Source organism: Campylobacter sp. US53 (assembly GCF_004378995.1).
GTDB lineage: Bacteria > Campylobacterota > Campylobacteria > Campylobacterales > Campylobacteraceae > Campylobacter_D > Campylobacter_D jejuni.
Genome location: NZ_RYYH01000017.1, coordinates 1 through 5538 on the forward strand (window position 1 = coordinate 1; position 5538 = coordinate 5538).

Sequence of the window (5538 nt, forward strand, 5' to 3'; positions counted from 1 at the left end):
TATCTTAAACCTAAAGATACTCATATAAAAAACCCTAGTAATTCTAAAAGCAATCAACGCATGAATTTCTTAATGAGTTCTACCTTTACCCATTATGGTAATGCAAGCTATAACCAAACCATACTTCAAAAAGATGCCCATATTAGTATGGGAGTTGAGAACACTTATGATTTAGCCTTAAATGGTGCTCCTTATTTAATCGGAGCTATAGCCACTTATGGAGATTCTACAAATAATAGTTTAAATATAGAAGCAGGTAGCAGTGTAGAGTTTTTTACTTCCTTACCTAAAAAAGATAAAAATGGTAATAATACCTTTGATGAAAGAATCACTCGCCTTGTAGGTGGTTTAGCTTATCAAGGTAATGTAAAAAACAATAAAATCTTTATCAAAGATGCTAATATGATTATCCATGGTCCAAGCAAAGCTTATGCTAGTTCAGCTGCTGCTCATATTAGCGCAGGTTATATAGATAGTGGAACAGATAAAAACTTTCAAGCCAGTAAAAACCTTTTAGACATAGATGGTTTTAATCTTGATATGTATATGAACCATGATAAATAACCCCTAGCTTATAATTCTGTTTTATTTGCTGATTTTTGGGGTGGAAAAACCGAACAAGGACAAGCCTTAGATAATACTATCAATTTAAAAGATATTAAAAACCTAAAAAAAGATAAAAACAATGAGAACATTTTTGCTCAAGCTTTATTTAACTTCTATGTAGGAGCTTCTAATAATGGAGAAGCAAATTATAATACCTTTAACATGGAATTAAAACATCCTTTAGAAATCGCTAATAACTTCTTAGGTTATAACCAACATTCTTTTTATGGTGGCTTTGCAACTAAAGGAGCTAATCATAATACCATTAATATTAAAAACGATCTTACCACAACCGATCTTTCTCAAAGCTATAAAGATGCTTTAAATATTGTAGCTGCTAGAACCTTAGAAGGCAGTGCGGATTATAATAAAGTTTATATCAATAATTCTATGTCAACCTTACCTGTATACATTTATACAGCTAAGAAAAACATTCTTAATAATCAAGACTTTTATCCTAGTAGTGCTAATAACAATGAAGTAGTGATTAAAGACTTTGCTTCTTTTAGAAATTTAACTGTATTAACAGAAGCTAAAGAAGCCTCTTATAATACTATAAATTACAACAATGTTCAAAGCATTACCGATGCAAGTAATATAGATAAAGGTTCTAAAATCATCATAAGAGCTTTAGATAAAGCCAATCATAATACCATAGATATAAAAAACCATTCTTCTAATGCAGCTGATAATGCTTATTTGATTATAGCTTATAATGAAGCTGCTTATAATAAAATCATTATCAATGATACTTTATTTGGTGTAGCTTCAGATAAAAGAGAAGGAATTTTAAGTATTATAGCTGGACTTTCAAACAATGCCCATGATAATACCTTAATCATAAACAATCTCAATCTTGATGAGTATAAAAATAACAATTCTATTTTTATAGCTCCTTCAGCCATTACAGGTTTAAGTGAAGCTAAATCTTATAATAATACCTTATATATAGGTGGGAATTTAAATATATTTAAAAACACTTTCATAGATATATTAGCAGGAGCGTTGGTGCATTATGAAGATAATTATAGTGCTTCTAATGCTGTAGCTCCTTCAGATATCAGTTTAAGTAAAAACAATAGACTGATTTTAAATACTAAAGTTGAAGCTAGAATTATTAATAACTTTGAGCATTATTATCTTATTGTATCCAATAAAATCAACACAACTCCCCTTTTGAAGTCATACGATGCTCCTATTAATATTTCTAGCGAGGGAGTATTGGCTCTTTATACCCTCAAAGAGCAATACCCCTACCTTAAAAATAAAGAAATCTTAATTTTACAAAGTGAGCAAGGTTTTATAGATGAAAACTCTAATACTTTAAATCAAGAAGAACTTCAAAGCTTTATTGGAAAAATGCAAAAAAACAAAGAAGATTTTAAACTAAGTTCTATAGATAGATTAAAAAAGATGAATTTACAAAAACTTTCTTATGAAGTAAGAATATCTCAAGATGGCAAAAGCATTTACGCAAAGATAAAATAAATCATTCCTATCTTAAAGATAGGAATCTTTTGCTTGTATTTTTATAAATATAAACAAAAGATTCTTAAATCTTAATCTTACAAAAAGGAGCAAGTCATGAAAAAGTTAAATAAACTTTCTTTGTCTTTAGTTGTAGGTTCTTTACTTTTTACACAAAGCTATGTTTTACCAAGTGGGGGTAAGTTCACTCATGGAACAAGTGGGACTATAAATATAAATGATAAAGTGATGGATATCACAGGAAAAGGACAAAACTCTGTTATCCAATGGGGCGGTGGTTTTAATATAGCAAGTGGTGAAACTGTAAATTTTAATGGTAATGGTAAAAACTATCTCAATATCACTTATGGTTCTAAAAGCTCTCATATAGATGGAAAGCTAGAAGGTGGAAGCAATAATATCTTTTTAATCAATCCTAATGGTATAGTAGTGGGTAAAGATGGAAGTATTAATGCAAATAAAATTGTTCTGTCTGCTTCATCAATAGGGGATAAAGAGATGCAAGAGTTTGCGAGTAGTGGAAATATTGCAGGATATGAATATAAGAAGAGCGTTTCTCCTGTAATTAAGCCTAATATGGGAAATATTATAAACACAGGATATATAAAAAGTGATTATATTGGAATAGTAGCTAAACAATATGCTGATTTTGATAAAGATGGAAATGTAGGAGATTGGGATTCATCAAATGGAATAGTTTTTTTAATTGGTGAATCTGTAAGTGTTGTTAATGGTTTTTGGAATGCTGGATGGGTTAATGGGAATGTATACAATGCCAATGAAGGTGGTTTTGCAAACAATGGAATGCTAAAAGGTAGTACATTTGGAAATTCTGCTGACTATATTAAAAAAAATCATATAGTTTATGAAACTAGCAATCTCATCACTTCAGCAGACATCTCAAACGAAGTTATAAATTCGATTTTCGATGCATTAAAAATCAATTCTTATGTAGATATTAAAAATCTGAATAAATTTTATAAAGAAAACAAGCAAGAGTTTTCAAGTGATGAATTAGCAAACATTAGTCAAAGCATGGATTTTGCTACCGCCTTATATAATCAAGCAAGTTTAAGTGAAAATGAAAGCTTAAAAAATGCTCTTAATTCTCATTATATTACATTAGAAAAAAGCAATCAAGCTATTATTAAAACAAAAGAAATTCTTTCTCAAATTCCTAAAATAAACGAAGAGCAAGAAAAAATTCAAAAAACTTACGATGATGCTGTAGAAACTTATAATAAAGCAGTTGAAGCTTACAATACCGCTTTAAATGGTATAACAGGCAATAATGGCGATAAAGTTCTTGCAGGTTTAAAACAAGCTGTCGATAAAGCTTCTAGTGATTTACAACAAGCTACAACAGCTCTTCAAACTACTACAGCTAGCAATAATTCTAGTTTAGAAAATTCTAATAAAACTTTAGCAAGTGCAAGTATAGATGGAACTAGTCATCTTACAATCAATGGAAAATATAGTGCAAACTATAAGCCAGTATCCATTATAAATTCAGGATCTAACAACTCCAACAACGGAAATGATGGAACCGATTCAGGTGATATTAACAATGGTAACAACAACGGTTCTAATAATAACCCAAATGATACCATAGGACAACAAGAACCTGACATTGCTACAGCTTTGCTTATGCAAACTACAGATGAAGATCCAAATATCAATGAAGATGATAAACAAGCAAGTATAGATGAAGCCAGTACTCAAGAAAGTGGTAATGCTTGTATAGTATCGGATAATTTTAAAGCAGGAAATCCTTGCTCAAGATGATTAAAATCCAAAAGGTTAAAAGCCTTTTGGATCTTGTTAAAAATTAATAAAACAAATAAAATTTAAAGATTAAAAATCAAAAAAGATTGATAATCAATCAAACAAATACAAAAAATAAAGATAAATAAAAAGATAAAAAGAAAGAAAAATAAAAACAGAAAAAGCAAAAAATAAAAAAGATTAAAAACCAAATCTAAAAACAAGATCTTATGAAATCATTAAAAAGGAAAAACACAAATGAAACGCATTATCTTACTATCTAGTTTAGCTATCTTAAGCCTTTATGCTAGTGATACTAAAGATAATAAAAAAACCATACAAATGTTAGAACAATCTCCTTATAAAGAAGATGCTAACTTAAAAAACTACAATAACACTTTAAAAGTAAAAGATGGAGTGATTATCATAGATCATTCTAATACTAGTGATGATAATAATTCAAAAACCACTAACACAAAGAAAAACACTCAAAAAGATAATAACAACACTCAAAAAAATCAACCTAATTTGTCTAATGATAATACTTTAAAAACTAAAATCCCAAATTCAAACACTCCTTCTTTAAAAAATACTTCTAAAGAAGAATCAATTCATAAAGTTAGCTTTAACTTTCATATTACCAATAAAAACATAAACTTTAAAGATCTAGGTTTAGATGAGCAAGTTTTACAAGAAGCCTTAAACGATTACAAAAAAGAAAGTATTTCAGTTCAAGACTTACAAGATATAGCCAAATCATTTCTTATTATGTTCAAGTTAGTGGTTATCCTGCTGCTACAGCTTATATCCCACAACAAGAATTAAAAGATCAAATTCAAATCAATATCACCTTAGGTGTTTTAGGTAAATATGTGGTTCAAAACAATTCTAGTGTAAGAGATTATGCTATAGAAAGTAAATTACCTAATCATAAAGGTAAAATCATCGCTACTAAATTAGTAGAAGATGCGGTTTATAAAGTCAATGAAATGTATGGCATACAAACCCTTGCTTCTTTAAAAGCAGGAGATAATCCAGGTGAAACAGATGTAGTGATAGAAACTACCCCTAGTGATAACTTTGTTTCTGTATTGTTTTATGGGGATAATTACGGTATAAAAGAATCAGGCAGATATAGGGGTGGTGCTAGTATGAGTTTTAATAACATAGCTCATCAAGGAGATAGTCTTAATGCTTATTTGCAAAGAAGCGATGAAGCACAAACTAACTATGGTATAAGCTATACTACTTTCTTAGGGAATTTAAAAATCACTCCAAGTTATTCTAAAGGAAACTATGCTTTAGGAGGAATTTGGAGAGAATTTGACTTTATAGGAACTTCTGAAAATCTAGGTATAGATTTAAAATATCCTTTGTGGATTACAACTTATAATTCTTTTTATTCAACTTCAAGCTATTATCATAAAAAGCTTAGTGATTCTAAATTTGATATTTTAACCTTTGATAAAAGCTCTGATACGATAAGCTTTGGTATAGAAGGAGTTTATAATGGCATTAGCAATGATAGTTTTTCTTATAGTGCTAATGTAAGCTATGGTAATGTTAAAGATGAAGGTATGACTATAGTAGGTATAGGAACAAACAAAGTAGGTGGAGCAGAATTTGGAAAATTTGCTAAACTCAATGTCAATCTTAACAATGCTTATTTCTTTAATGATA

The 5538-nt window shown here is 29.2% G+C and carries 1 protein-coding gene and 4 pseudogenes; all 5 read left to right on the forward strand.

Annotation, left to right across the window (positions count from 1 at the left end; all coding sequences use genetic code 11):
- Positions 1 to 1818 (forward strand): annotated as a pseudogene (locus ELQ05_RS08330) (hypothetical protein); the annotation flags it as partial.
- 372 nt (positions 1819 to 2190) lie between these two features.
- Positions 2191 to 2772 (forward strand): annotated as a pseudogene (locus ELQ05_RS08450) (filamentous hemagglutinin N-terminal domain-containing protein); the annotation flags it as partial.
- Between the two features lie 504 nt (positions 2773 to 3276).
- A pseudogene (locus ELQ05_RS08455) lies at positions 3277 to 3601 on the forward strand (hypothetical protein).
- 140 nt (positions 3602 to 3741) lie between these two features.
- Entirely contained in the window at positions 3742 to 3879 is a 138-nt protein-coding gene (locus tag ELQ05_RS08460) for a hypothetical protein (protein WP_180752898.1), read from the forward strand.
- 321 nt (positions 3880 to 4200) lie between these two features.
- Positions 4201 to 5538, forward strand: a pseudogene (locus ELQ05_RS08085) (ShlB/FhaC/HecB family hemolysin secretion/activation protein); the annotation flags it as partial.

Excerpts from the sequence above, each read along its gene's own strand:
- ELQ05_RS08460 (WP_180752898.1), top strand. The coding sequence starts at position 3,742 with ATGCAAACTACAGATGAAGATCCAAATATCAATGAAGATGATAAACAA.